Source organism: Phaeovulum sp. (assembly GCF_041596715.1).
Taxonomy (GTDB): domain Bacteria; phylum Pseudomonadota; class Alphaproteobacteria; order Rhodobacterales; family Rhodobacteraceae; genus UBA6213.
The window spans coordinates 1-1766 of the sequence record NZ_JBFHIA010000380.1; the positions used below are offsets into that span (position 1 = coordinate 1).

3 protein-coding genes and 1 pseudogene are annotated in these 1766 nt (G+C 63.1%); 1 reads left to right on the forward strand and 3 read right to left on the reverse strand.

Features of this window, described 5'->3' with window-relative positions; translation table 11 throughout:
• Both ABY403_RS16245 and ABY403_RS16250 read right to left on the reverse strand, forming a co-directional pair.
• A pseudogene (locus tag ABY403_RS16245) lies at nt 1–215 on the reverse strand (homoserine dehydrogenase); the annotation flags it as partial.
• A gap of 73 nt (nt 216–288) precedes the next feature.
• Nucleotides 289–498 carry a hypothetical protein gene (locus ABY403_RS16250; protein WP_372841851.1) on the reverse strand — a complete coding sequence of 70 codons (210 nt, stop codon included), beginning with the start codon at nt 496–498 and terminating at the stop codon, nt 289–291.
• A 91-nt stretch (nt 499–589) separates the two neighbouring features.
• On the opposite strand from ABY403_RS16250, the gene ABY403_RS16255 reads away from it, so the two are divergent.
• Nucleotides 590–1177, forward strand: coding sequence for a TetR/AcrR family transcriptional regulator (locus ABY403_RS16255; protein WP_372841852.1), 588 nt, complete (start codon nt 590–592; stop codon nt 1175–1177).
• 37 nt (nt 1178–1214) lie between these two features.
• Here ABY403_RS16255 and ABY403_RS16260 read toward each other — a convergent pair.
• Nucleotides 1215–1766: pirin family protein (locus ABY403_RS16260; RefSeq protein ID WP_372841854.1), on the reverse strand; the 552-nt coding region annotated here is incomplete at its 5' end.

Here is a 1766-nt window from a genome sequence, read left to right on the forward strand (position 1 = left end):
AGGGCGACCGGGTCATCCTCCCAAGCATAGCCCGAAAGGTCGGCATCGCGGTTTTTGCTGCGGTCGCGCGCCGAAACCGCAACAATTTCGATTGCCCGCCCGGTGCGCGCGGCCAAAAGATCCGCGTGGTTCTGCACGATCTTGACGACACCGATTCCAACGGTTCCAAGCCCGGCAATCCCAAGACGCAGGGCAGGGGCGGGGGATGCGGGCATGACGAGACTCCATTTCGGGTAAACAATTGGTTTTCCTTAGCGGCTTAGCTCGGGTCATGCAACGCAAGGCACCCTACTCGGCACGCAGCTCTGCGGCGCGTGCCGCAAGTGCTGCGGCGCGCGCGTCAAGCCCACTGGTTGGGCGGCGCTCTGGCCAAGGCACGGACAGGATCTGCTCGATCGGCAGCAGCGCAGGATAGGCGCGCGCGGGCGTATCCTGCCCGCCGCCACAACCGGCCAGGCCAAGCGCAAACGTCACGATCAGGGCGGCGCGGATGAGCATGCCAAAGCCTAGCCTGCCCGGCTACCCGGCTGCAAGGCCCGACACCACGCGAGGGTTTGATACTGAACAATCGTTCAGATAAGCTGAGGCCATGGCACGAAAAAGCGGTTCACATTCCGAAATCACCGGCCCCCGGATCCGCACCGAGGCGCGGCGGCTATTTGCGCGGCACGGTTTTGCCGCCGTGTCGATGCGCCAGATCGCGGCGGCGGTCGGGTTGCAGGCGGGTGCGCTTTATCTCTACACGCCCGACAAGGAAACGCTGCTGTTCGACCTGCTCAAAGGCCATATGGATGAACTTCTGGCCGCTTGGTCAGAGGTGCCCACAGCCCCCTCGCCGCCAGAACAGCTCGAGGCTTTCGTGCGTTTTCACATCCGCTTCAATCTCGAACGCGCCGAGGCGGTGTTTCTGTCTTACATGGAACTGCGCAATCTTGGCCCCGGCAATTTTGCCGCGATCGAGGCGCTGCGCCGCGCCTATGAGAACGAACTCGAATCGATCTTGCGCACGGGGCAGGCCGAGGGCTGCTTTGCCCTGCCCGATACCAAGCTTGCGACGCTGGCGATCATCGCCATGCTGACGGGCGTCAACACATGGTTTCGCGAGGGCGGCAGGTTCAGCCGTGCCAGGGTTGAACAGATCTACTGGGATATGGTGCGCAAGGCGGTCGCGGCCTGACCCAAGCACCAAAGCGCGTTGCGAGCGCCCTTTGGCATCAATGCGCGGGCGCGATGAAGTTTCCGTTGCGCAGATCGCTCATGGCTTGCGCGATCTCGGCGCGGGTGTTCATCACGATCGGGCCGTGCCATGCGACCGGCTCTTCGATCGGCGCGCCCGAGATCAGCAAGAACCGCAGGCCCCTTTCGCCTGCCTGCACCACCACTTCGTCGCCCGCGCCAAAGCGCACCAGCGTGCGGTTACCTGAAAGGTCGCGGATATTGACCTCTTGCCCCAGCACCTCCTTTTCCAGAAGCACGCCTTCAGGGCGGCTGGCATCGGCAAAAAAACCGTCACCTTCGAACACATAGGCAAAGGCGCGGCGGCGGGTATCTAGCTTGAAGCGCTTTTTCACCCCGGCGGGCACGAAAATGTCGAGGTATTGCGGGTCGGCGGCAATGCCATCGACCGGGCCGCGCTTACCCCAGAAGTCGCCGACGATCACCTTGACGCGTGTGCCGTCATCGTCGATCACCTCGGGAATGTCGGCCCCTTTCACATCTTGATAGCGCGGCTGGGTCATTTTTAGCGCCGAGGGCAGGTTCGCCCA

Coding starts and splice junctions, on each gene's coding strand:
- ABY403_RS16250 (WP_372841851.1), bottom strand. CDS start 498: ATGCTCATCCGCGCCGCCCTGATCGTGACGTTTGCGCTTGGCCTGGCC.
- ABY403_RS16255 (WP_372841852.1), top strand. CDS start 590: ATGGCACGAAAAAGCGGTTCACATTCCGAAATCACCGGCCCCCGGATC.